This is a genomic window from Salinivibrio sp. EAGSL, assembly GCF_013366455.1.
Taxonomy (GTDB): Bacteria; Pseudomonadota; Gammaproteobacteria; order Enterobacterales; family Vibrionaceae; genus Salinivibrio; species Salinivibrio costicola.
The window spans coordinates 36,146-60,546 of the sequence record NZ_JABWMG010000008.1 but is presented as its reverse complement, the minus strand read 5'-3'; the positions used below and the strand labels follow the sequence as shown (position 1 = coordinate 60,546).

General features: G+C 50.3%; 23 protein-coding genes and 1 pseudogene. 2 read left to right on the top strand and 22 right to left on the bottom strand.

The features are described from left to right. The first annotated feature begins 1 nt into the window (after nucleotide 1). On the top strand, nucleotides 2–163 hold the full coding sequence (locus HLG76_RS06605; protein WP_021023011.1) for a hypothetical protein: 162 nt from the start codon (nucleotides 2–4) through the stop codon (nucleotides 161–163). Here the strand turns inward: HLG76_RS06605 and tadA are convergent. From tadA to guaB, 4 genes are all read right to left on the bottom strand, one after another. Further along, entirely contained in the window at nucleotides 160–705 is a 546-nt protein-coding gene (tadA, locus tag HLG76_RS06600; protein ID WP_021023010.1) for a tRNA adenosine(34) deaminase TadA, read from the bottom strand. The genes HLG76_RS06605 and tadA overlap by 4 nt on opposite strands. A 118-nt stretch (nucleotides 706–823) precedes the next feature. Then, entirely contained in the window at nucleotides 824–2,338 is a 1,515-nt protein-coding gene (locus HLG76_RS06595; RefSeq protein WP_241833844.1) for an AbgT family transporter, read from the bottom strand. A gap of 320 nt (nucleotides 2,339–2,658) precedes the next feature. Next, entirely contained in the window at nucleotides 2,659–4,236 is a 1,578-nt protein-coding gene (gene guaA, locus HLG76_RS06590; RefSeq protein ID WP_175993322.1) for a glutamine-hydrolyzing GMP synthase, read from the bottom strand. Nucleotides 4,237–4,311: 75 nt separating this feature from the next. After that, nucleotides 4,312–5,775 (bottom strand): IMP dehydrogenase, encoded by a 1,464-nt coding sequence (gene guaB / locus HLG76_RS06585; protein WP_021022936.1) that lies wholly within the window; start codon nucleotides 5,773–5,775, stop codon nucleotides 4,312–4,314. A 269-nt stretch (nucleotides 5,776–6,044) separates the two neighbouring features. Here guaB and xseA point away from each other — a divergent pair, with 269 nt between their 5' ends. Further along, nucleotides 6,045–7,400: an exodeoxyribonuclease VII large subunit gene (xseA, locus tag HLG76_RS06580; RefSeq protein WP_368656347.1), complete on the top strand. Its 1,356-nt coding sequence runs from the start codon at nucleotides 6,045–6,047 to the stop codon at nucleotides 7,398–7,400. A 399-nt stretch (nucleotides 7,401–7,799) separates the two neighbouring features. Here xseA and der read toward each other — a convergent pair whose 3' ends face one another. The 18 genes and pseudogenes from der to iscR all read right to left on the bottom strand — a co-directional run bounded on the left by der (nucleotide 7,800) and on the right by iscR (nucleotide 24,395). Further along, nucleotides 7,800–9,305, bottom strand: a complete 1,506-nt coding sequence (der, locus tag HLG76_RS06575; RefSeq protein ID WP_175993320.1) for a ribosome biogenesis GTPase Der — start codon at nucleotides 9,303–9,305, stop codon at nucleotides 7,800–7,802. Between the two features lie 93 nt (nucleotides 9,306–9,398). After that, entirely contained in the window at nucleotides 9,399–10,556 is a 1,158-nt protein-coding gene (gene bamB, locus HLG76_RS06570; protein WP_021022933.1) for an outer membrane protein assembly factor BamB, read from the bottom strand. Between the two features lie 9 nt (nucleotides 10,557–10,565). Continuing rightward, nucleotides 10,566–11,159, bottom strand: a complete 594-nt coding sequence (locus HLG76_RS06565) for a YfgM family protein (RefSeq protein WP_021022932.1) — start codon at nucleotides 11,157–11,159, stop codon at nucleotides 10,566–10,568. A gap of 12 nt (nucleotides 11,160–11,171) precedes the next feature. Then, the gene (gene hisS / locus HLG76_RS06560; protein ID WP_077460272.1) at nucleotides 11,172–12,440 is read right to left on the bottom strand and encodes a histidine--tRNA ligase; all 1,269 of its coding nucleotides are present in this window, start codon (nucleotides 12,438–12,440) and stop codon (nucleotides 11,172–11,174) included. A 54-nt stretch (nucleotides 12,441–12,494) separates the two neighbouring features. Beyond that, entirely contained in the window at nucleotides 12,495–13,622 is a 1,128-nt protein-coding gene (gene ispG, locus HLG76_RS06555; protein WP_021022930.1) for a flavodoxin-dependent (E)-4-hydroxy-3-methylbut-2-enyl-diphosphate synthase, read from the bottom strand. A 15-nt stretch (nucleotides 13,623–13,637) separates the two neighbouring features. Further along, a complete protein-coding gene (gene rodZ / locus HLG76_RS06550; protein ID WP_175993319.1) occupies nucleotides 13,638–14,630 on the bottom strand; it encodes a cytoskeleton protein RodZ in 993 nt (330 codons plus the stop codon). After that, the gene (gene pilW, locus HLG76_RS06545) at nucleotides 14,620–15,375 is read right to left on the bottom strand and encodes a type IV pilus biogenesis/stability protein PilW (protein WP_021022928.1); all 756 of its coding nucleotides are present in this window, start codon (nucleotides 15,373–15,375) and stop codon (nucleotides 14,620–14,622) included. The genes rodZ and pilW overlap by 11 nt, the downstream gene beginning before the upstream one ends. 27 nt (nucleotides 15,376–15,402) lie before the next feature. Next, on the bottom strand, nucleotides 15,403–16,524 hold the full coding sequence (locus tag HLG76_RS06540; protein WP_021022927.1) for a bifunctional tRNA (adenosine(37)-C2)-methyltransferase TrmG/ribosomal RNA large subunit methyltransferase RlmN: 1,122 nt from the start codon (nucleotides 16,522–16,524) through the stop codon (nucleotides 15,403–15,405). Between the two features lie 246 nt (nucleotides 16,525–16,770). Then, nucleotides 16,771–17,199, bottom strand: coding sequence for a nucleoside-diphosphate kinase (gene ndk, locus HLG76_RS06535; protein ID WP_021022926.1), 429 nt, complete (start codon nucleotides 17,197–17,199; stop codon nucleotides 16,771–16,773). A 150-nt stretch (nucleotides 17,200–17,349) separates the two neighbouring features. After that, nucleotides 17,350–18,651: an aminopeptidase PepB gene (gene pepB, locus HLG76_RS06530; protein WP_175993318.1), complete on the bottom strand. Its 1,302-nt coding sequence runs from the start codon at nucleotides 18,649–18,651 to the stop codon at nucleotides 17,350–17,352. A 203-nt stretch (nucleotides 18,652–18,854) separates the two neighbouring features. Further along, on the bottom strand, nucleotides 18,855–19,055 hold the full coding sequence (gene iscX / locus HLG76_RS06525; protein WP_077460268.1) for a Fe-S cluster assembly protein IscX: 201 nt from the start codon (nucleotides 19,053–19,055) through the stop codon (nucleotides 18,855–18,857). Nucleotides 19,056–19,084: 29 nt separating this feature from the next. Next, complete coding sequence (gene fdx / locus HLG76_RS06520; RefSeq protein ID WP_077460267.1) at nucleotides 19,085–19,423, bottom strand: ISC system 2Fe-2S type ferredoxin; 339 nt, start codon at nucleotides 19,421–19,423, stop codon at nucleotides 19,085–19,087. Between the two features lie 2 nt (nucleotides 19,424–19,425). Next, nucleotides 19,426–21,276, bottom strand: coding sequence for a Fe-S protein assembly chaperone HscA (gene hscA / locus HLG76_RS06515; protein WP_077669531.1), 1,851 nt, complete (start codon nucleotides 21,274–21,276; stop codon nucleotides 19,426–19,428). 45 nt (nucleotides 21,277–21,321) lie between these two features. After that, nucleotides 21,322–21,834: a co-chaperone HscB gene (hscB, locus tag HLG76_RS06510; protein ID WP_077460265.1), complete on the bottom strand. Its 513-nt coding sequence runs from the start codon at nucleotides 21,832–21,834 to the stop codon at nucleotides 21,322–21,324. Nucleotides 21,835–21,847: 13 nt separating this feature from the next. Continuing rightward, nucleotides 21,848–22,171, bottom strand: coding sequence for an iron-sulfur cluster assembly protein IscA (gene iscA / locus HLG76_RS06505; protein WP_021022920.1), 324 nt, complete (start codon nucleotides 22,169–22,171; stop codon nucleotides 21,848–21,850). Nucleotides 22,172–22,192: 21 nt separating this feature from the next. Then, nucleotides 22,193–22,576 (bottom strand): Fe-S cluster assembly scaffold IscU, encoded by a 384-nt coding sequence (iscU, locus tag HLG76_RS06500; protein ID WP_025744586.1) that lies wholly within the window; start codon nucleotides 22,574–22,576, stop codon nucleotides 22,193–22,195. Between the two features lie 53 nt (nucleotides 22,577–22,629). Continuing rightward, nucleotides 22,630–23,843, bottom strand: a pseudogene (locus HLG76_RS06495) (IscS subfamily cysteine desulfurase). Between the two features lie 30 nt (nucleotides 23,844–23,873). Beyond that, a complete protein-coding gene (gene iscR / locus HLG76_RS06490; protein WP_021022917.1) occupies nucleotides 23,874–24,395 on the bottom strand; it encodes a Fe-S cluster assembly transcriptional regulator IscR in 522 nt (173 codons plus the stop codon). Nucleotides 24,396–24,401 lie beyond the last annotated feature (6 nt).

Here is a 24,401-nt window from a genome sequence, read left to right as displayed (position 1 = left end):
TATGGTGCCAAAAAAACGGCTGGTGAAACAAAGCTTTCGTAAAAACAATATTTCATCGGCTAACCGTCGCAAGCGCATGCGCCAAAATATGCACAAGAAAGTACTATGGCGCCAACGCGCGTTTGCGATTCGTGAGTTTGCCGCGTTTGATGAGGCGTTTTAAGACGCTTGGTCTGAATCAGACGACACAATAGAAGCCTCACCACGGGCTGTTTTTTTTGCAGCCTTTTTTTCAGCACGACGACGGCGGAAAAACGCTTGCAGTTGCGCACGGCACTCAGCTTCTAATACCCCACCCTCGCTTTGCACATGGTGATTTACCTCTTCATAACTGAGTAGGTTCATCACCGAGCCAGCCGCGCCGGTTTTGGGATCCGGCGCGCCAAAATACACCTTTCTGACACGGCCATGCACCATCGCCGCCGCACACATCGGGCACGGTTCGAGTGTCACATAAAGATCCGCGTCTAATAGGCGATAATTACCCAGCACTTGGCCGGCTTGGCGTAAGGCCATCACTTCGGCATGGGCAGTGGCATCATGCTGGGTAATGGTTCGGTTCCACCCTGTGCCCACAACCTCACCTTGATACACCACCACGGCGCCGACAGGCACTTCACCTTCTTGCTCAGCATTGTCGGCCAGTGTGATCGCCTGGCGCATATAAACGTCGTGAATCGTATCCGACGTTTGTGGCTCGTTCATTCCAACCTCGATTTATTGGCTATGTAATTCATCGCTAGTATACGACACAAATAAGCCGGCTCGAAGGCCGGCTTGTGTCTGCAACGTCATGATAGACGATACGCGCTCTATGTGACCGTTATTGCACCAGGTACTGATAGCTTGCTTGAATACCCAGTGGCAATCCGAATGCCCAGTACGCTAGCAAGAACAAGGTCCAGCCCACCAGCATGGTCAATGAATAAGGGATCATCATTGACGCCACGGTGCCAATGCCTGTTGCTTTAACATAGCGCTGGCAATACACCACAACGAGTGGGAAGAACACCATTAATGGCGAGATAATGTTCGAAACGGAATCCCCGACACGATAGGCCGCTTGTGACAATTCAGGGGAAATACCGACAACCATCAGCATTGGCACCAAAATCGGTCCAATCAGACCCCATTTCGCTGACGCAGAACCGATTAACAGGTTCACGAGTGCGGTGAGCAAAATCATCCCCACAATCGTCATCTCACCTGGCAGGTTCATTGACTGCAATAGCTCCGCGCCATTCAGCGCTAACAAGGTACCAATATTTGATTGGGTGAATGCGGCTAAGAATTGCGCACAGAAAAATGCCATCACCATATAAGCGCCCATGGTCGCCATGGTGTCAGACATGGATTTAATCACATCTTGGCTGGTTTTAAAGGTGCCTGCGGTTTTGCCATACACAATGCCTGGAATAATAAACAGCACAAAAATGAGCGGCACGATCGATTGCATAATCGGTGCATCAAAGGCGGTGAGCTCGCCCGCCGGTGACCGAAGCGGCGAGGTTTCCGGCCATGAGGCCGCCACCAGCGCGGCAATCCCGGCCAGCATCGCCAATCCGGCACGGTTAAAGGCTTTACCTTCAATGGTGGTGAATGAGCCCAGATCAGGCGCCTCTTCGGCATCCTCATCAATCGGTGTGCGATTTAAGCGTGGCTCGACAATTTTCTCAGTCACAAACCAGCCCAGCGCCACGATTAAAATCGACGACAAGCCCGTAAAGTAGATGTTAGCGAGGGGATTAACTTGGTAGCTGTCATCCAACACGTGTGCGGCCGACTCGGTAAAGCCTGCCAGCAAAGGATCAATGCCAGACGGAATAAAGTTGGCCGAGAAGCCTCCCGACACTCCAGCAAAAGCAGCCGCAATTCCCGCTAGCGGATGACGCCCCGCAGCGTGGAAGATAATCCCGCCTAATGGGATCACCAGTACATAGCCTGCATCCGCCGCCGTGTGTGAAACGATCGCCACCAAAATCAGCATGGGTGTGAGTGCTTGCTTCGGCGTCACACTCAGCATTTTCTTCAAACCGGTGGTGATAAAGCCTGACTGATCAGCCACACCCACCCCTAACATCGCAACCAATACAATCCCAAGCGGCGCAAAACCTGTAAAAGTGTCAACCATATTGGCTAAAAAGTGGGCGAGCGCATCACCGGTGAGCAGGTTTTTGACTTGGACGGTGTCCCCGGTCAATGGGTGAACGGAATTAAACGTGATTTGTGACAAGAGAGCGGAGAGCACCCAAACCGTCACCAGGCCCCAGAAAAACAATAAGGCAGGATCTGGGATCCGGTTACCCGCACGCTCTATCATATTTAAAAACCGATCCATGCCGCGCGGTCGGCCTGTATCGGTTGCTGGGTTAATGTGTTGACTCACTGGGAACTCCATTATTTTCGATGTTGTGTTTTGGCTTACCTGATCCAGCAGGCTTTAATGACAATAAAATGACAAATTATCGTCAGTAAAGCAAAAATCAGCATAGTTAGCCATAAGTAAGCCAGTTAACCCAATGTTAAATTCCTTTAAAGTTAGAAAAGCAGCACAAAAAACGGATGCTTACAGACAGCAATGAAACATTTAGAAACAAAAAAGCCCACGCTAGGCATGGGCTTTATGTCGTTAAACTAGCGTTTTACTTTCTCAAACGCTTATTCCCACTCAATCGTCGCTGGCGGTTTGCCGGAGACGTCGTAAACCACGCGGGAGATACCGTCGACTTCGTTGATAATGCGGTTCGACACTTTGCCAAGGAAATCGTATGGCAGGTGTGCCCAGTGCGCAGTCATAAAGTCGATGGTTTCGACGGCACGCAACGCAATGATCCAATCGTATTTACGGCCATCGCCCATCACACCTACCGAGCGAACCGGCAGGAACACCGCGAAGGCTTGCGAGACTTTCTCGTAGAGGTCAGCATTGCGCAGCTCTTCGATAAAGATAGCGTCAGCGCGACGAAGCAGATCGCAATATTCTTTTTGGATTTCGCCCAGAACACGCACGCCTAAGCCTGGCCCTGGGAAGGGGTGGCGGAACAGCATGTGATATGGCAAGCCAAGTTCAAGGCCGATTTTACGCACTTCGTCTTTGAACAGCTCTTTGAGTGGCTCAACCAGACCCATTTCCATCTCATCCGGCAAGCCACCGACGTTGTGATGTGATTTGATCACATGCGCTTTACCGGTTTTCGAAGCCGCCGATTCGATCACGTCTGGGTAGATGGTGCCTTGCGCCAGCCATTTAGCATTGTCCATTTTACTCGCTTGCTCGTCGAACACTTCGACAAACACCCGGCCAATGATTTTACGCTTCGCTTCGGGATCGGCTTCACCTTTCAAGGCATTAAGGAAGCGGTCTTCCGCATTGACATGAATAATGTTCAACCCAAAGTGATCGCCGAACATTTCCAGCACTTGCTCACCTTCGTTAAGGCGCAGCAGGCCGTTATCAACGAACACACACGTGAGCTTATCGCCAATCGCACGGTGAACCAGCATAGCCACTACAGAAGAATCGACGCCGCCAGACAAGCCAAGGATCACCTCGTCATCCCCCACTTGCTCACGAATACGCTCAATCGCATCGTCAATAATGGTTGCCGGTGTCCACAAACGCTCGCATTGGCAGATTTGCATCACAAACTGCTCAAGCATCCGTTTGCCTTGGCGCGTGTGCGTCACTTCTGGGTGAAACTGAACACCATAAAAACGTTTATCTTCGTTGGCCATGGCTGCAAACGGACAGGTATCTGTTTCAGCGATTTTGACAAAATCTTCCGGAATCGCGACCACTTTATCGCCGTGGCTCATCCACACATCTAAAAGTGGGTGACCATCATCGGCAATAGCATCTTCAATGCCATCAAACAGTGCGCTCTGGCCAACGCGTTTTACTTGCGCGTAGCCAAACTCGCGATGCTCAGAGCCCGCAACCTTACCACCAAGCTGCTCAGCCATGGTCTGCATGCCATAGCATACGCCCAACACAGGCACGCCTGCGTCAAAGACATATTGCGGTGCACGTGGCGAGTTGGCTTCTGCCACGCTCTCTGGGCCACCGGATAGGATGATGCCGTTGGGAGCAAAGTCACGAATGTCTTGCTCATCGACATCCCAGCTCCAAAGCTCACAATACACACCAATTTCACGGACACGGCGCGCAATCAACTGGGTGTACTGGGAGCCAAAATCAAGGATCAAAATACGTTGAGCATGAATGTTCTGGGTCATTATCTGGCTTTCTCAATTAAGTGGAACAAAGGGGAGCTGTGCTCCCCTCTCAAATGCATCGCGGTAGTGATGTCTTTAGCCGAGGCGATAGTTCGGCGCTTCTTTAGTAATGGTGACATCATGCGCGTGTGATTCTTTCATGCCCGCGCCGGTCACGCGAACAAACTGCGCGTTAGTGCGCATCTCTTCTATGGTGGCAGAGCCCGTTAAGCCCATGCTTGAACGCAACCCGCCCATTTGTTGGTGGATGATCTCTTTCATCATGCCTTTGTAATCAACGCGCCCTTCTATGCCTTCAGGCACCAACTTATCGGCGGCGTTATCGCTTTGGAAGTAACGATCAGATGAGCCTTTTGACATGGCGCCCACTGAGCCCATACCGCGGTAAGATTTGTACGCGCGGCCTTGGTAAAGCTCGACTTCACCCGGAGACTCTTCGGTACCGGCGAGCATTGAGCCCACCATCACACAGGATGCGCCGGCAGCAATGGCTTTACACAAGTCACCCGAGAAACGAATACCGCCATCGGCAATTACCGGAATACCATACTCTTGCGCGACGGCAGCGGCATCACTGATCGCGGTAATTTGCGGCACACCCACGCCAGTGACGATACGCGTGGTACAAATAGAGCCTGGGCCAATACCGACTTTTACGGCATCCACACCCGCGTCAATCAAGGCACGTGCGCCCTCGGCAGTGGCAACGTTACCGCCCACAATTTGTAAGTGCGGGTACGAGGCTCTGGCATCACGAATACGTTGTAGGACGCCCTCAGAGTGGCCGTGTGATGAGTCAATAAGTAACACATCGATTCCCGCTTCCACCAAGGCCGCGATACGCTCTTCATTGCCCGCCCCTGCGCCGACGGCACCACCGACACGCAAACGACCTTGTTCGTCTTTACAGGCGTTAGGCTTGCTTTCCGCTTTCTGGAAATCTTTGGCGGTGATCATGCCGCTGAGGTGATGGTCTTGGTTGACGACCAGAATTTTTTCGACGCGATGCTGCTGCATCAACTGTTGCACTTGCTCACGCTCAGCGCCCTCACGCACGGTGGCGAGACGAGACTGAGGGGTCATCACATCTTCAACACGTTTGCTAAGATCTGAGACAAAACGCACGTCGCGTCCTGTAATAATGCCAACCAGCTCTTTTTGTTTATTCACCACTGGATAACCGGCAAAGCCATTGCGTTCGGTCAAGGCTTTGACATCGGCAATGGTCATCTCAGGCGTCACCGTAACCGGGTTAGACACCATGCCCGCTTCATAGATTTTCACCAAGCGCACTTGCTCGGCTTGCTGCTCGATGGTCATATTTTTATGGATAAAGCCAAGGCCGCCTTCTTGTGCCAATGCGATGGCCAAACGGGCTTCGGTCACTGTATCCATTGCTGCAGAGAGCACAGGGATGTTCAGGCTAATTGAACGGGTCAATTGGGTCCGCAGATCCGCATGGTTAGGGAGTACATTTGAGTGAGCAGGGACGAGGAGTACATCGTCAAAGGTTAACGCTTCTTTCGCGATTCTCAGCATTGCAATATCTCACACTAAAAGTTGTGAAGGGGAACAAAATATTGCCGTAGAATTATACGTGCAGCGCAAACGTTTGGCTATCGATTTTTACTAAGAATAGCGATTGATTGTCCAAGACAGATTTAGTCGGTTGATTTATCAACGGATACATTGTTCATTTTTTCGCAATCGATTGCTTTGATCGCCTGGCTATCGTCATGCTGAGTCAGTTGGCATCCCAGTATACGGCAGGTAGTATGCGATCAGGTTTATCAAAAGGATCAGCGATTGTGACCGCGAGTAATCAACATATTTTGTCCGTTTCCCGCCTCAATGCGGAGGTGCGTCTTTGCTTAGAAAAAAACATTGGCATTGTCTGGCTAACGGGCGAACTCTCCAATTTTACCGCGGCAACGTCTGGCCATTGGTATTTGTCACTCAAAGACAACCAAAGCCAAGTGAAGTGTGCCATGTTTCGTGGTAACAATCGTCGCGTGACCTTTAAACCCAAAAATGGGGATCAAGTCCTGGTGCGCGCGCGTGTGTCTATGTACGAGCCTCGAGGCGACTATCAGCTAATCTTAGAAAGCATGCAGCCCGAAGGCGATGGACGACTGCAGCAGGCGTTTGAGCAACGTAAACAAGCGTTAGCCGCAGAAGGGTTATTCGCACAAACCGCTAAGCAAGCTTTGCCCGACCAACCAAAGCGCGTTGGCATAATCACCTCCAAAACCGGCGCTGCCTTGCATGATATTCTGAATGTACTTAAAAGACGGGACCCTAGCCTGCCGGTGGTGATTTATCCGACCCTGGTGCAAGGGCAAGATGCGGCAGTATCGATAGCGCAAGCGATCGGGCGCGCCAATAGCCGTCATGAGTGTGACGTACTGATTGTTGGTCGTGGCGGTGGGTCACTCGAGGATTTATGGTGCTTTAATGAAGAAATCGTCGCCCGTACTATTGCCGCGAGTCAGATCCCCATCGTCAGTGCCGTAGGCCATGAAGTGGATGTGACCATTGCTGACTTTGTTGCCGATGTTCGCGCCCCCACCCCATCAGCTGCCGCAGAACTTGTTAGCCGTGATCTGAGTTATCGCTTGCAGCAATATCAGCAGCGCGAGCAAGCGCTTAAAAACGCGATCGGCACGCTACTTTATCGCCAGCAACGGGCACTGACGCAACACGAACACCGTTTGTCTCACCAACACCCCCGTCGTCGTCTGCAACAGCAAAGTCAGCATATTGATGAGCTGCAAAGGCGCATTCACCAAGGACTGACGAAACAGCTTTCACGATATAACCACCAGCTTAATGCCCTGGATAGCCGGTTACAACGCGTGACGCCTGAGCATCGTATTCATCAACATCAGGCTCAATTGGCACAGCACCATCAACGCCTCGTCCACGCGATGAACTCGCAATTGTCACACGCGCAGCAGCGACTTTTGACCTTAGTGGCGACCTTGGATGCCGTCAGTCCATTAGCGACGCTCTCTCGTGGCTATTCGATTAGCCGTGACAGTGATGGGCGAATTATTAATAACATCAATCAACTGCATGAAGGCGATATCCTGCGCACCCAGCTCAGTAACGGCGAGATCACCAGCGTGGTACAACAGCGTCATCCAAGTCAGTCGGCTGATTAAACTCTGTACAATACACATCTAACCGATCAGTAAGCGATCGAGCGATCTTGGGGTTAATTCCCCTTGATCAGCTTCCTACCCTGAAAAGAATATTTATCAATACACTTCCCGAAAGCATAAGTTACATGTTCTGCATTTGGATTTTTATCGATATAAAACACTAAAAAAGAGTGTTGTAAATTAAAGATCCAGCATAAATGAAATGAGAGTGGCGTGAAGGGGTGATGCAATTATCGCCGCTCAAAACCTGCCCAGTCACGCGATAAGCTAAGATCCACGACATCACAGACGACGTGGCTTTAATGTGATTATGATCACGAATGATAAATTCAAGATCCAGATTGGATCGTTAAAAGTAGGCGGGATCAAAAAAGCCCAGCATCAAGGCTGGGCTTTCGTTTACTTCTTATTGCGGTTTTTAACCATGTCCATCAAGCGTTTGCGTTGACGTGACTGAGATAACGTCAGCTTTTCTTTTTTACCCTCATACGGGTTTTCACTGTTCTGGAACTGAATCTTTATCGGTGTGCCCATAATGTCTAAGGTTCGACGATAATAATTCATCAGATAGCGCTTATAGGAGTCTGGCAACTCACTCACCAAGTTACCATGGACGACCACAATGGGTGGGTTATATCCACCGGCGTGTGCATATTTTAGCTTCACTCGGCGGCCACGTATCATTGGAGGCTGATGGTCATCTTGCGCCATTTTCAAAATACGGGTTAGCATCGCGGTTCCGACACGTTTGGTCGCCGACTGATAGGCTTCTTGAATGGACTCAAACAAGTGACCGACACCGGTACCATGCAACGCAGAAATAAAGTGAACGCGTGCAAAGTCGACAAAACCAAGGCGACGATCCAGCTCGGATTTCACCCGCGTTTTAATCTCGCTATCTAAGCCATCCCACTTGTTGACCGCCAACACGATCGAACGGCCCGCATTCAAGGCAAACCCTAGCAAGCTCAAGTCTTGATCAGATATATTTTCTCGAGCATCAATCACTAGCAGCACGACGTTCGCGTCTTCGATAGCCTTAAGTGTTTGAATAACAGAAAATTTTTCAACTTTTTCACTGACATGTTTACGACGACGTATACCGGCCGTATCAATCATCACGTACTCGCGTCCATCGCGCTCCATCGGGATATAAATGGAGTCTCGTGTGGTCCCCGGCATATCGTAAACGACGACTCGTTCTTCACCGAGCATGCGATTGGTCAAGGTCGATTTACCCACATTGGGGCGACCTATAATACCAATTTTAATCGGCAGTGATTGAAGGTAGGCGTACTCATTTTCAGCCTGCTCTTCTGTGTTCACGGTCGGGTTGTCTTGATCATCGATGTCATCTTGCCCATCGGTCAGGTCAACCAGACCTGTCTCTTCCTGCGCTTGCTGTAGCGCTTGTTCGGCAAAGGGCGTTAGAGCACGATTAATCAATCCGCTGACCCCACGACCGTGTGCGGCAGCAATTTGATACATGTTGTCCATGCCTAATTGCCAAAAGTCTGCGGTTGCGGTATCTGGGTCAATACCGTCTACTTTGTTGACGACCAAAAAGCTGGTTTTTTCGCGGACACGGATATGTTGAGCAATATCCCGATCAGCAGGTGTTAATCCTGCACGCCCGTCCACCATAAATAACACCACGTCGGCTTCTTCAATCGCAGCAAGCGATTGTTCGGCCATTTTGGTTTCTACACCCTCTTCTGTACCATCAATCCCGCCGGTGTCGATCACGATAAATTCGTGCTCATCCAGCAATGCCTTGCCGTATTTTCGATCCCTGGTCAGTCCCGGAAAATCCGCTACTAATGCATCGCGCGTGCGGGTAAGACGGTTAAAGAGCGTCGATTTTCCCACATTCGGGCGCCCTACTAGGGCTATAACAGGAATCATGTAGACCTCTTAATTTTCATTCTCTTATCAATAAACAAGGCTCCCAACTGTCTATACAGCCAGGAGCCTAAATATAAAACTGGGTGGCTGATACTAGTCGATAGCCAGCTTTCTCAATTGGCCATCGCGTGTTATCACGATATAGCCATTATCGGTTTGCACGGGCGCCACCGCAATACCCTCGCCTTCAAGCGATTGCTGGGCAACAAAATCCCCAGTTTCTGGATCGAGCCAATGCAAGTACCCTTGGCTATCTCCAACCACGAGATAACCATCGCTTGCCGCTGGCGCAGTTAATATGCGATACGCTAACTCACTGTTGCGCCATTTCTCTAAACCATTACGTGCATCTAATGCGACAATATTGTCTTTATCATCAATTAAATAAAGGCTATTACCCGCCGCAATAAAATCGTTGGCCGATGAAAAATCACGCTTCCATGCTGCTTTTCCCGAGCGTAAATCAATCGACACTAACTGCCCATTATAGCCCACGGCATACAAACGGTCGCCATCAATCACAGGGGTCGCATCCACATCAACAAGACGATCAATTTCGGTCGCCCCTTTGGGTGTCGAAATCGGAATTTGCCAAATAGAGCGACCCGTTTCGATCATCGCGGCGCCAAGACGACCATTTGCCATCCCCCAGAATACACCGCCTGACACGGTTACGGGGGCACTCTCGCCGCGCAAACTTAGATTAGGGACATCATTGGCGTTACTCCACTGAGGCTCACCGGATTCCGCATCAAGCGCAACCAACTCACCGCGGCTGGTATTAACGATCACCATACCAGCATCGACCAAAGGCTTGGCCAAGATTTCACCGTTCACATTTTGCTGCCAAAGGCGCTCGCCCGTTTCAGCATCCAAGGCATACAGTTCGCCGGTTTCTCCGCCAACATACACCTTACCGTAGGACGCACTCAGCCCACCAGATAACAACGCTGGCGTCTCAGTTTGCACCGACTGCTGCCAAATACGCTCGCCACTTTCAAGATCAAACGCAGCCACTTCTCCCTGGCGGTCAGCGGCGAATACCTTATCGTACGCGACCGTCGGTTGAAGGGCCGAATAATATTGCCCGACACCATCACCGACTTGGGCTTGCCAAATCTGTGATGATGCAATTTTATCCGTTACAGTGGGTAATGGTGCCATTTGCACAACATCTTCTTCACCCGCACAACCGGTCAGTATCGCCAAAGTCGTGGCCACAGCGGCTATGCGCCATAATCCTTTTTTCATACCACGCCCTTATTGACTGAGGTTATCAAGCTTCATCGTGACGGTTGGACTCGCTCCTGCCTCAAGCGAGGCGGTATAGGCATCACGAGCGGCCTCACTGTCCCCTTGGCGAAGCAAAATATCACCGCGAATTTCCTGTACTTTGGCTGTCCAACTTGACGCGGTCACTTTATCCAGTTCACTCAGTGCCGCGTCATACTGACCCAGCTCCGCGTTCACACGCGCTAAACGCGTGGTTACCAACCCATAGAGCGCATCATCATTTACCGCTTGCTGGGCCGTTTGCAGCTGTTTACGTGCACTGTCTAGCTCTCCCTGTTCAACCTGTTTCTTTGCCAGGTTAAGTGCCGCCAGCGCTTGATAACCTTCATGCCCCTCGAGCTGGCTCAGTGCCGTGCCATCACCGCTCTCGATACTGTTCAAAGTTTGTTCGTATTGTTGAGAGGCTTGTTCCTTACTTTCGACCTGTTGCGACTGGAAATAACGCCAGCCGTACAAGGCACCTAAACCGACAACAGCGCCGATTACAACCGCTTTCCCGTTATCTCGCCACCACTTTTTAATGGCTTCAACTTGCTGCTCTTCTGTGGTGTAGACGTCCACGATCTGTCCTCTCTAAATCAATGCTTTTAATGTCGCAGCGATCTGATCCTGCTTCAGAGTTTGTTGCTCGCCGCCTTTTAAATCTTTTAGCGCTACCGTTTGATTAGCGACTTCGTCTTCGCCCAAAACCAATGCGACGGATGCGCCGACTTTGTCTGCACGTTTAAATTGCTTTTTAAAACTGCCACCACCAAAGTGCGACATAACGCGTAACCCCGGCACTTGCTCACGCAGGTTTTCGGCTAGTTTCATCCCAGCGGCTAAGGCGCCCTCGCCTGCCGTCACCATGTATACATCCACCACTGGGCGGATATCATCTTGGCTCAGGTTTTCGAGCATCAAGACTAAGCGCTCAAGGCCCATTGCAAACCCGACCGCCGGTGTTGCCTTACCACCGAGTTGTTCAACCAAACCATCGTAGCGGCCGCCGCCACACACCGTGCCCTGCGCGCCTAAGCTATCGGTAATCCACTCAAAGACCGTGCGGTTGTAATAATCAAGTCCACGTACTAGACGGTGATTCACTTGGTATTCGATACCTGCCGCGTCCAAGAGTTCACACAATCCAGCAAAATGTTGTTTTGATTCGTCATCCAGATAATCACTAAGCTTTGGCGCGTCAACAAGAATCGCCTGAATATCCGCGTTTTTGGTATCTAATACACGTAGCGGATTGGTCTGCATGCGACGTTTACTGTCCTCATCCAACACCGATTCGTGCTGCATCAGAAAATCGACCAGTGCTTGGCGATAATCTGCACGCGCTTGCGGCGAACCAATGGAGTTAAGTTCTAAACGTACGTGTTCAGCAATCCCCAGCTCACGCCACATCCGGGCCGTCATCATGATCAATTCGGCATCAACGTCAGGGCCATTCAAGCCAAAGACTTCCACTCCAAATTGATGAAATTGACGATAGCGGCCTTTTTGTGGACGTTCATGACGGAACATTGGCCCGGTATACCACAAACGGTGTTCCTGGTTATAGAGTAAGCCGTTTTCAATCCCTGCGCGGACACAACCCGCCGTGCCTTCAGGTCGTAGCGTTAGGCTGTCACCGTTTCGATCATCAAAGGTGTACATTTCTTTTTCGACAACGTCGGTCACTTCACCAATCGCACGGCTAAACAGATGTGTTGCTTCGACGATAGGCATACGTACTTCACTGTAGCCATAGGCACTGACGACCTGTTTAATCGTATTTTCGAGCTTCTGCCACAAAGGAGATTGAGAAGGGAGGCAGTCATTCATGCCTCGGATTGCTTGAATTGTTTTAGCCACGTTAACTTCCGTTACCGATATCATATATAAAAGGGGAAAAGGCAGCCTGATGGCTTAGCCTTCTTGATCGATTTGAGACACCTTGATGCGGTTGCGCTCATCCATCATCGCCGCTTTGGCGCGGATTTTTGCTTCTAACTCATCCACCAAGTTGTCATTGGTAAAGCGCTCTTTTTGACGTTTGCCGTCGAGATAATAAGCACTGCGCTTGTTGCCACCAGCAAGGCCAAGATGTGACGCTTCGGCTTCGCCTGGGCCATTGACAACGCAACCAATGATTGAAACGTCCATTGGCGTCAGAATATCTTCTACGCGCTGTTCAAGCGCATTCACGGTGCCGATGACGTCAAATTCCTGACGAGAGCAGCTTGGGCAGGCGATAAAATTCACCCCGCGTGAGCGAATTCGGAGGGATTTAAGAATATCAAACCCAACTTTAATTTCTTCAACAGGATCGGCCGCTAACGACACACGCAACGTATCGCCAATACCTTCAGCGAGTAACATGCCTAGCCCAACCGATGATTTTACCGCCCCTGCGCGCGCACCACCTGCTTCGGTGATCCCGAGGTGAAGAGGTTGCTCAATCTGTTGTGCTAATTTGCGGTAGGATTCCACCGCTAAAAAAACGTCTGATGCTTTCACACTGACTTTAAATTGGTCGAAGTTGAGTCGATCGAGAATATCAACATGACGCATCGCGGATTCTACTAGCGCGTCTGGCGTTGGCTCACCGTATTTTTCCTGGAGATCACGTTCTAGCGAGCCACCGTTAACACCAATTCGAATCGGGATGTTTTTATCGCGAGCAGCATCGACCACCGCACGGATGCGCTCTTCTTTACCGATATTCCCAGGGTTGATCCGCAAACAATCGACACCGTATTCAGCGACTTTAAGCGCGATACGATAGTCAAAGTGAATATCTGCCACTAGCGGGATCGACGTTTGCGCTTTAATTGTTTTGAAGGCTTCAGCGGCATCCATAGTGGGGACCGACACGCGAACAATGTCTGCACCCACATTTTCGAGCGCTTTTATTTGCGCCACGGTCGCCTCAACATCCGTGGTGCGCGTATTGGTCATTGATTGCACTGCAATGGGCGCACCATCACCAATCGGCACATTGCCCACATTGATACGTTTGGACGGACGACGTTTAATCGGATTTTCGTTGTGCATATTGACGTTCTCTGATTACTGCGGAAGGCGCAACCGAGCCACTTGCCCGGTTGGGTAGCCATCAAGATCAATATTGTCGCCATTAAAGGTAATGTTCACCACACTTGGCGCCCCAAGTACCAATTGGTACGGCGTTTCGCCAGTTAAGGTAATTTGCTCACCTTCAGCTTTTATTCCTGTCGCCAAGCGTTCGCCATTGGCATCACGCACATCAATCCAGCAATCGCCAGTAAAGGTCATGACCAGGCGGTTTTCGTTGGCGCTTGCGGTTGTTTTTGCTGCCGGATCCGTCACTGGCGCTTGTGCTGTTTCCTGACGACTCGCTGCGTCAGTCGTTTGCGCCTCCATTTGTGTCTTAGCGGCTGTTGCCTCATCAGAGATAGACACAGGATTCGATTGCCCCTCATCACTGGCTTTGGCCGCGGGTTCTACCGGCTGCGGCGCATCGACTGCTTTAGCAGGCTCAGTGTCGAGTTCATCGGTGCTCGGTTGGGGCTCAGCGGCAATCACAGCACTGTCTTGGTCAGAAGGGGTGGTTACTAACTCATCGGCTTGTTCGCTATCCAGCTGCGTGGGTAACGATGTCATCGCTTGTTGATTTTGCCAATACCACACGCCAGTAATACCCACCGCAATAGCAATGATCACCCAAGACAACCACATCAAACGGCTTTCACTCCTTTGCCGTCGTGTCTTGCGCGAAAAGCTTTGCATTTTCTGAACCGTTGCCGCACTGCTTGCTTCCATATTGCTGTCACCGAGAAGCTGGTCGGCGTCGATTTGCATTAACTTGGCATAGGATCGCAAATAGCCACGCGTAAACGTGGCCAGTTGATCCATATCTGGATTATTGCTTTCGAGGTCCTCGATGACACTGACGCGCAATCGCAGTCGGTCAGCCACATCGCGAACACTCCAGCCCATTTTTTCTCGCGCTTGCTTTAATACTTCCCCGGGCGCAGGTTGCGTATCTTTTTGCGCGTGTTCTTCCGTCTGTTCAGTATTCATTCGCTAAGTACAATTGATATTCTTTGGATTCTGGAAACTGGTGCGCCAATCGCTGAGCATCATGGGCAGCTCGCTCCGTGTTACCTTGTTGCTGATAAGCTTTGACCAACAATAATAATCCGCTGGGATGGGCACCAACGCGTTTATGGAGTCGTTTGATACGCGTAATGGCACCTGCCTCTTGCCCTCGTTCTATCTCTAACTTGGCAAGTTGTAATCCTGCGCGGACATTCAGCGGGTCATGCTCAGTCGCTTTTTCCAACAAGGCCTTCGCGCTCTTGGTTTCGCCCGCTTTTAGCTGGCAGAACGCGGCATTTTCATAACTGTCTGACACGCGATGATAATACGGTTGTGCGACGGCTTGCAAAAATGCTTCTTTTGCCTCAGCAAAACGCTGTTGTTCGCACAAAAACACACCGTAGTTATTATACACATCGCCTTTTTTAGACGCTTGCGATAACGCTTTTTGATATAAACGGTCCGCTTGGTCGGTTTCACCGACACGTTGTTGATAATACGCCATAGACAGCGAGGTACGATAGTAATTAGGCGCATATTGGTGTGCTTGCTGCAAGTTTTGCTGCGCTTGTTGATAGCGATCACTGTTTAAGTAACCTAACCCCAACGAAATTCGTGCCTCGGCCGCTTGAATCTTATCAAACTTAGCGTCGTTTTGCTGTGAAACTGGCGAGGCACAACCTGCCAACGTGATAATCAACACCCATACCCAGCCAGTTTTTACCATGTTCTTCCCTTATAAAGACCTATAATGCTAGACGGGTCGAACAGGGATCACCTCCTGCGCACCCAGTCGCTTTTCGGCGCGTTTTGTCCGGTCGACAATGTCTCCGGCTAATTGGCCACACGCCGCATCAATATCATCGCCGCGCGTTTTACGCACCGTGACCGTAAAATCGTATTCCATTAAGGTTTTCATAAACCTATCAATACGAGAGTTACTTGGTTTATTGAATGGCGATCCAGGATACGGGTTAAATGGGATCAGGTTAATCTTCGCCGGTGTATCTTTTAACAGCTCTGCGAGTTGGCGCGCATGCTCCATGTAGTCATTAACATGATCGAGCAAAATATATTCAACCGTGACACGGCCACGGTTGGCATTCGAGGTTTCAATATAACGATGCACCACATCTAAGAAAGCGTCGATATCCCAGCGATCGTTAATCGGCATAATTTGACTACGCAGTTCATCATTCGGCGCGTGCAGTGAAATCGCTAGCGCAACATCAATTTTACCAATCATCTGCTCCAAGCCAGACACCACACCAGAAGTCGATACCGTGACACGACGCTTCGACAAGCCATAGGCATTATCATCGAGCATCAAGTTGAGTGATGGCAGCAGGTTTTTCATGTTCAGCAACGGCTCGCCCATCCCCATCATCACCACATTGGTAATAGGACGGCGTCCGGTTTCTTTTTCGATACCAATTTCTTTTGCGGCACGCCAAACCTGGCCAATAATTTCAGAAACCCGCAAATTACGGTTAAAACCCTGCGCACCAGTCGAGCAAAATTTGCAGTCGAGCGCACAACCAACCTGAGAGGAAACACACAATGTCGCCCGGTCATCTTCAGGGATATACACGGTTTCCACATCTTGACCGCCCACTCGCATCGCCCATTTAATGGTGCCATCTTTTGAGTAATGCGCTTCACTCACCTCAGGGGCTTTAACCTCGGCGACAAGCTTGAGTTTTTCACGTAACTTCTTGTTGATGTTGTTCATTTCATCGAAGTCATCGCAACCAAAATGATACATCCACTTCATGACTTGGTCAGCGCGGAAGGCTTTTTCACCGAGTTCATCGGCGAAATAGGCACGCAATCCTTGCCTGTCAAAATCAAGCAGATTTACTTTCTCTGTCGTCATTGGGGTTGCCTCGTAAAAACTAGCTATATGGTAAGACACGGGTATTGGCCTGGCGTTCTCGAGTGAATACACCTTGAATCTAGTCAAGATCCCTGTTCGGAACGCGCTTAAGGCGCGAAATTGTACAGGCTTTAGATCACACTTTCCACTCTCTATGAGCGTGGTTATTCAGGTAAGAGGCAGGAGAAGAACAAAACAAAAAAGAGGCTCGCGCCTCTTTATAAACCTTTTATATCCGTCTTTGCGTTAACAACGAGGATGAATCTCATCCGCGGTGAAAAAATACGCAATTTCACGTTCAGCCGAGCCTGGGCTATCCGAGCCATGTACGGAGTTATATTGCATACTTTCCGCGTAGTCAGCGCGCAATGTCCCGCAAGCCGCTTCTTCAGGGTTAGTTTTGCCCATCAACTCACGATAACGGTTAATGGCACCCTCGCCTTCCAACACCTGCACCATAATCGGTCCAGAGGTCATAAACTCGACTAAGGACGCAAAGAAAGGTTTACCTTGGTGCTCAGCATAAAACCCCTCAGCCTGTTCTTTGCTAAGGTGTAACATTTTCGCTGCCACGATGCGTAAGCCAGCACTTTCGATACGCTGATAAAGCGTACCAATCAAGTTACGCTCTACGGCATCAGGTTTGACGATAGAAAAAGTGCGTTCAATGGTCATTCGCTTGTCCTTTTACTGTCTAAATCAGGCTCACTAGGAGCAACAACGCGCTTACCCTAGCAAACTTTATTGTCTGCCCCTATCACCAATGCGGTGAAGCGTTAACTCACACAAAAAATTCGTTAACACCTCACCGATTAATTGATGAGGTTATTTGGCTTCATCCAATAACACACGCGCCAAGGTTTTCACGCCCATCCCGGTGGCACCGACCGCCCATTTGTCACTGGCGGCTTTACGATAAGTCCCCGAACAGTCGATGTGCATCCAGCCTTTTTGGTAATCTTCGACAAAATACGATAAAAACGCGGCGGCCGTGCTCGCACCTGGCATGTACGCGCCTGTCGATACGTTGGCAATATCAGCAAATGAAGAAGGCAGTAACTTACGATGGACTTCAGCCACAGGGAGAGACCACATTCCTTCACCCTCTTGCTGTGCCGCCTCAAGGGTACGATGGGCGAGCTTATCATCAAAGCTAAACAATGCGTGATAATCGTTACCCAATGCGGCTTTTGCTGAGCCCGTCAGGGTGGCGCAATCAATTAAGAGTTCAGGCTTTTGCTCACTGGCATACATTAAGCCATCCGCGAGCACCAAGCGTCCTTCGGCATCGGTATTCAATACTTCAACCGTCACGCCGTTTTTGTAAGTGATAATATCACCTAGCTTGTAGGCACTGCTTGAGATCATGTTCTCTGCACAGCAAAGCACTAATTTCACGCGCTTATTTAGGCCCTTCGCCACTGCCATCGCCAATGCGCCTGTCGCGGTTGCCGAGCCACCCATATCGGCTTTCATGGTGGTCATAAAATCTGAGCCTTTGATGCTATAGCCGCCCGAATCAAAGGTGATCCCTTTTCCGACTAAGCATGCATAAACCGGTGCATCCGGATCGCCGGTCGGGTTGTAGTCCAATTGCAACATGGTCGGTTTACGGGCAGAGCCTCGTCCAACGGTATAGATGCCGTGCCAGCCTTTTTCTAACAGATCCGTGCCTGAAATAATCTTGTAAGTGACATGCTCCGGCTCCGGTGCCATCGATTTTACAAATTCCCCTGCGCGGGCCACCAACTGATGCGGACCGACTTCTTCTGCCGGTTGGTTGATAATATCGCGCACCCAGTCACCAACAGTTTGCCGAAGTTCGAACTCCTTGGTGTCTGTGTCATTTAAGACCGCTTGCGCAAAAGCCACTTTATTTTTAGGACCGCGAAGCCCTTGGTAAAAGGCCCACACTAATTCAAGATCCCAATGCTCGCCGGTCAGCGTCAGTGCAGGGACACCTTGCCCCTCGAGTTTACGCGCGGCTTGTTGCACCTTATCTCGTTGATTGGTGTCGCTCGGTGCATGGATAAGCGCTTTATCGGCGTCAAAAGAGACCAGCGCATTATCGCCCCATTGCGCGGCTGCCGGCTGATGCGACAGGGTTACTTTTAATGTTTCTGACATTTTGTACTCCTTGTACTGTCGCGCTGTTTTTTACTGTACAGCGTGTTTGACTGGGCAGCGTACGTTGAGTACATGGCACCCAGTGGAATAAAAAAAGCGAACCGATGGGCCCGCTTTTGGTAATAACTCTATTTGGCCGTCGATACTGTGCCGAGCCGGTGACAATAACACAAGTATTATCAATCACTCACGAGAGCTAGCCCTCAGTCTTGCTCATCCATCCAGCACATAATGATCGCTTCCAAAATCCGTTCATTCGAGCGCTCAGGATCATCGTCAAAGTCATCCAGTTCGGTGATCCATTGATGCAAGTCGGTAAAACGTACTGTTTTAGGATCGACATCTGGGTAAGCGTCACACAGCTCAATCGCAATATCGAGTGAATCCGTCCATTTTAAACTCATTTTGCTTCTCCGTCCGTTACAGCATTAGATTAATGATTTTCCGCTGCATGGTTTAGGGTGTAGCGTGGAATTTCGACCACCAGATCTTCATCGGTAATTTTCGCCTGACAGCCCAAGCGCGACTCTGGCTCAAGTCCCCATGCTTTATCGAGCATGTCATCTTCAAGCTCATCACTTTCGTCGAGCGAGTCAAAGCCTTCGCGAACCACAATGTGACAGGTAGTACACGCGCAAGACTTTTCACACGCGTGCTCGATGCCAATGCCATTTTTTAGCGCCACATCGAGGACGGTCTCCCCTTCTTTCCCTTCCAGTTCCGCACCTTCTGGGCATAACTCGTGGTGCGGCAGAACAATAATCTTAGGCATGATTACACCTCATCAATGGATTGACCGGCCAACGCATTACGAATCGATTTGTCCATACGACGTGCCGCAAAGGTCTGGCTGGCTTTATCTAGTGCTTTGATTCCCGCTTCAATGGCAGCGCCATCATCGCCGTTACGCAGCGCGATCAATGTTTCAATTTCGTTCACGAGCGCTTGTTGCTCATTATGATCGAGCAAGGTGTCACCGTCTTGTTGCATGGCGACCAGTAGGCCTTCGATCACCCGATCGGCTTCAACGCGTTGCTCCGCCAAATAGCGGGCATCTTTGTCTTCTTCCGCATGGGTAAATGATGATTTGATCATGTTGGCGATTTCGTCATCATTGAGCCCGTAAGACGGTTTAACCTGTATCGACGAGGCCACACCAGTCGACTTTTCCATGGCCGACACAGACAGCAAACCGTCGGCATCCACTTGGTAGGTCACGCGGACATGGGCTGCCCCCGCGGTCATCGGTGGAATGCCTTTTAAGGAGAAACGCGCCAACGAGCGGCAATCATCCACCATTTCACGTTCACCTTGTACCACGTGCACTTTCATGCCGGTTTGACCGTCTTTAAACGTGGTGAACTCTTGGGCTTTCGCCACAGGAATGGTGGTATTGCGTGGAATGATTTTTTCTACCAGGCCGCCCATGGTTTCAATGCCGAGCGAAAGCGGGATCACGTCCAGCAACAACATGTCAGAGTCGGGCTTATTGCCGACCAAAATATCCGCTTGTGTTGCGGCACCTATCGCGACCACTTTATCTGGGTCGATACTGGTTAACGGTTCACGACCAAAGAAGTCGCCGACTTGATGGCGAACGGCCGGTACCCGGGTTGACCCGCCGACCATCACGACTTCTAGGATTTCATCGGCACTGACGCCGGCGTCTTTAAGCGCACGACGGCACGACATCAAGGTCTTTTTAACCAAAGGGGCGACCAAGGCATCAAAGGTGTCACGTGTCAGCGTACCTTGCCAACCGAGTACGTCAATGTCGGTACTGGCAGAGGAAGACAATGCGATTTTAGCCTGTGTCGCTGCGTGGAGCACCGTACGGCGCTCATCACCACTGAGGGTTTCAAACCCGGCTTGCTCACAGATCCATTGCTCGAGCAGGTGGTCAAAATCATCCCCACCTAGTGCTGAATCGCCCCCGGTGGCCATGACTTCAAACACGCCTTGGGAGAGACGGAGAATCGATATATCGAAGGTCCCGCCCCCGAGATCATACACAGCGATCACGCCCTCTTGGCCCGAGTCGAGCCCATAAGCAATGGCCGCTGCGGTTGGCTCATTGAGTAAACGGAGTACATTCAGGCCCGCGAGTGTCGCGGCATCTTTGGTGCCTGCTCGCTGCGCATCATCAAAATAAGCTGGAACAGTGATCACCACGCCTTCAAGCGCATCACCCAAGCTGACTTCTGCACGTTCACGTACCGCCCGCAAAATATCGGACGAGCCTTGAACTGGGTTGATGGCACCACGTCGTGTCTCGACTTGTGGCAGGCCATTTTCAGTTTGTGAAAACCGATAAGGAAGTTGCGGATAACGTGTCTGGACGTCATCCAAAGAGCGTCCCATCATGCGCTTGACCGATACCAAGGTGTTGGCACTATCCGTTTGCACATGAGGAAGGGCATCATAACCCACTGAAATGGCATCACCACCATAGTGGACCACCGACGGGATCAGTGATCGATCGTGTTCATCGTTCAAGGTGGTTGCGACACCGCTTCGTACCGTGGCAACCAAAGTGTTGGTCGTACCCAAATCGATGCCGACTGCATGCTTGTGTTCATGCGGCGCGGCACTTTGACCGGGCTCTGAAATCTGTAACAGTGCCATGTCTAATCCTTAAACTTTACTGCGTTGACAGGCGAATAGTGCCGATCAGCTCATCAGCTGATCTTCGACGCGCTCCACTTCGGAGCAAAGCTTCTCTGCAAACTTAAGCTTGCGCACAATCACTGCCGCCTCTTGCCATTGAGAAGCAGCGAGTGCCTGCTTAACCTCTTTGATCAAGGCATCATAAAGCGCTTGTGCTTTTGCGCCAAAATCAAATAACGCAGCATCGTCTTGGCTATCAGTGATCGACTCCAGTTCTTCACGCAGTGTCATTTGCTGCATTAAGAACTCAGGATCCTGCATCGTTTGCTGTTCGTCTTTTATATCAATGCTTTGTAACGTCAGCATATATTCAGCGCGTCGAACGGGATCTTTCAACGTCTGAAACGCATCGTTAATTTGCGAGGCTTTCTGCACCGCCTGAAGACGCGTTTTATCGTCTTGGCTAGCAACGTTATCTGGGTGATACTGGCGTTGCAGCTCCCGAAACGTTGAAGAAAGCGAGCTACCGTCCAGCTCAAACTGATACGGTAGCCCGAAGAGTTCAAAATGATTCATGTGCTCTCACGTATTACACGTTGAAGCTTTCGCCACAACCACATTCGCTACTGACGTTAGGGTTGTTGAACTGAAAACCTTCATTTAGGCCTTCTTTGACAAAATCTAACTCTGTCCCTTCGAGATAGAGCAAGCTCTTGCCATCGACGATTACCTTGACGTCATCGTATTCGAATACCTGATCACCTTCTTGAAGCTCATCAGCAAATTCAATGACATAGGCCATGCCAGAACATCCTGACGTCCGTACGCCAAGACGCAAGCCAATGCCCTTTCCACGGTTGTCTAGAAACGCTCTTACGCGATCTGATGCCGCTTGTGTCATGGTAATAGCCATAGTATCAACAACCCCTTCGTTTTACTGCTGGTGTTTTTTCTTGTAGTCGCTAACTGCTGCTTTAATGGCGTCTTCCGCTAAGATAGAGCAGTGGACTTTAACCGGTGGCAGCTCAAGCTCTTCCGCAATCTCAGAGTTTTTGATTGCAGCGGCATCGTCAATCGAACGGCCTTTTACCCATTCGGTGACCAACGAGCTCGATGCGATCGCTGACCCGCAGCCATAGGTTTTAAATTTAGCGTCTTCGATGATGCCTTCGTCATTCACCTTGATTTGTAGCTTCATGACGTCGCCACATGCAGGGGCACCGACCATGCCGTTACCGACGGATGGATCGCCTTTTTCAAACGAGCCAACGTTACGTGGGTTTTCGTAGTGGTCAATTACTTTTTCGCTGTAAGCCATAATTGTTTCCTCAATATGATTGCTCACTGTTGCCAGTTGGCGCGTTTTTCGTATTAGTGGTGCGCCCATTCAACGGTACTTAAATCAATACCGTCTTTGTACATGTCCCAAAGTGGTGACATTTCTCGCAGCTTGTTCACGGCCTCACGGACTTTTTCAATCGCGTAATCCACTTCTTCTTCAGTAGTAAAACGACCAAATGAAAAACGTAGTGAGCTGTGTGCTAGCTCATCGTCGCGTCCTAGCGCACGAAGAACATAAGAAGGCTCAAGGCTTGCTGATGTACACGCCGACCCAGACGATACCGCCAGATCTTTTAGCGCCATCAACAAAGACTCACCTTCAACAAAGGCAAAGCTCACGTTCAAGTTGTGTGGAACGCGCTGCTCCAAATCACCATTAACGTAAACTTCTTCTAAATCTTTGACGCCGTCATAAAAGCGATTACGTAACGCAAGTGCATGTTCAAAATCTTTTTCACGCTCTTCTTTAGCGATACGGAAGGCTTCACCCATACCCACAATTTGGTGGGTCGGTAAGGTGCCTGAGCGCATACCACGCTCGTGACCACCACCGTGCATTTGCGCCTCAATACGCACCCGTGGCTTACGGCGAACATACAAAGCGCCGATGCCTTTTGGTCCGTAAGCTTTGTGCGCGCTGAAAGAAATCAGATCAATTTTCATTTCTTTCACATCTAAAGGCACTTTGCCCACAGATTGTGCAGCATCCACGTGGAACATGATCTTGCGCTCGCGGCATAATTCGCCGATAGCCGAAACGTCTTGAATCACGCCAATTTCGTTATTCACGTGCATGATAGAAACCAAAATGGTGTCATCACGCATCGCCGCTTCTAGCTTTTTCAGATCAACTAAGCCGTTTTCTTCTAGGTCGAGGTAGGTGACTTCAAAGCCTTCTCGCTCTAGCTGCCGGCATGGATCAAGTACCGCTTTGTGCTCGGTCTTGCAGGTAATGATGTGCTTGCCTTTTTTCGAGTAGAAATTGGCAATACCTTTAATGGCTAGGTTGTCTGATTCCGTCGCGCCAGAGGTGAACACGATCTCACGCGGATCGGCATTGCAATAATCGGCAATGTTTTCGCGTGCGGTATCAACGGCTTCTTCTGCTTGCCAACCAAAACGGTGCGAGCGAGAGGCTGGGTTACCGAAGACCCCGTCCATGGTCAGATGCTGACTCATTTTTCAGCAACGCGCGGATCAACCGGACACGTGGCTGAATAATCAAAATATATGGGCAATTTCATGTTTTTCTCCAATTACACCGACATTGGTCATCAGGAGCGAACGTTCACGCCTATGGTGGCGCTATCTTGTTTGACCTTCGAGCTAAACGTGTTTCTTGGCGCCAATGAGGCGTCCAGTTTAGCATCCTGACGATCTGCTACTTGCTTCACTTCGTTATCATGCATCAGCTCACCGAGCGTGATGTCGTTTAGAAAACCGCTAATACGGGCACTTAAGTCGTGCCACAAGGTGTGTGTCAAACAACGGGTTCCGCCTTGGCAGTCTGCTTTACCTTGGCATTTTGTCGCATCAACCGATTCGTCAACCGCGGCAATCACCGCGCCAACGGCAATCTCGTTGGCTGCTATCCCGAGACGATAACCACCGCCTGGACCACGAACACTGCTGACCAGTCCCGACTTACGGAGCCGTGAAAAAAGTTGCTCAAGATAAGACAAGGAAATGCCTTGACGCTCAGAGATGTCCGCCAGGGGCACAGGGCCCTGCTCGGCATGAAGCGCCACGTCGAGCATGGCGGTAACCGCATAACGGCCTTTCGAAGTCAATCTCATAACACG